Genomic DNA, 1,305 nt, shown 5'->3' with positions numbered 1-1,305 from the left:
ACTTTATCTCCATGCCCCAGAAAGCGGCCAGATCCTTTGCACTTTTCCCTTCCGCTCCCATTTTTGAAAGGAGTTCTTCATAGCCGTTCTTCGGAATATCCTCCTTCAGTGCCAGCTTCAGACAGGCAGCGGCCCTGGACCCGCCGGTGTAAATCAGCCGGCTGGTAAAAGGACCGGCCAGTGCGGACATTTCCACATCAATCAGGAGCACCGCCTTGGCTTCCAATCCTTTAAAGCGGTATACATTGGTCAGCCATACCTTTCCTGCTTCCGGTTCCACAGACACAGGAATGCCGTAGATTTTATCCACCCCTGCCAGACCGCTGTGGGGCAGGCTGTGAATGGACAGAATCACCATATCTTCCAGCTTCACATGATTGTCCAGCATTTCCTTTACGAAGTTATCGCATATCCTGCGAAGGCCTGCGGGATCCCGATACAGTGACATACAGGGCCGGAGACCATGCACCTCGTTGATATACTGCTTCCTGCGCTTCAGACCAATCACCGATGCCATGGACGAAGCAATTTCCGCCGTATTTCGCACATCCCGGGACAGCACCACCCGACATTCCGCATTAGCATCGATCCAGTCCGTCTTTTCCCGCCGGATAACCCTCTGGTTCCTGTCGTAAAACACATAGAAAGCTCCGTCCCTCTCGTCCGTAAGAAGCCACAGCGTCTCCAGCATGGTATCCGTCATATCCTGCCCTTCATCTACCACCACATCTTCATAGGGCCACAGGGATTCGCCTTCTTCCGGAAACCATGCTTCAAAAGCTCTGACTTCCTCTGCATCCGTTTCCGCGCATTTCCCCATCAGTTCTTCTGCCAGGGAACGGACATTGTGAAAGGAAACAGGGGAACCCTGATTTTCTCTCCGGATATGCTCAAGAAGAAATTCATTATAGCAGAGATAGAGTACCTTTCGACCCTCCTCCGCCAGGCGCCGTGCTTTTTCTACGGCCAGCACCGTCTTTCCCGTGCCTGCCGGACCATGGACGGCACAGACCTGCTGGTCTTCCAGAAAATCCAGCACAGCTCCCTGCTGCCTCGTTAGGCTGATAATATCGGGCTGAGCTTCACGGTTCATGGAAGAAATCGTACGAGTCATGTGGAATGTGGGCATAAGCATATCGATCATCTGCCGGAATTCCCCGCGGGAAAGCTCCGGAGCCTTGTAGAAATGAAGATTCTGCCGCCAGTAATCAAAAGCTCGATCCAGCGCTCCTTCCGGATTTTCCAGTGCCCCTTCATCCAGAATAATTTCCGGCACCGCCTCCAGAGGAAGCTTTGCCCCCTTCG

1 protein-coding gene is annotated in these 1,305 nt (G+C 53.1%); it reads right to left on the bottom strand.

What is annotated here, in order from left to right; all coding sequences use genetic code 11:
- On the bottom strand, positions 1 to 1,305 hold a 1,305-nt coding region (locus ACI4N7_RS03745), incomplete at both ends, for an AAA family ATPase (RefSeq protein ID WP_439732027.1).

The sequence above is a fragment of the Dialister sp. genome (assembly GCF_051885895.1).
GTDB lineage: Bacteria > Bacillota > Negativicutes > Veillonellales > Dialisteraceae > Dialister.
Note: the sequence above shows the minus strand (reverse complement) of the source record. Positions and strands in the feature narration are given on the sequence as shown.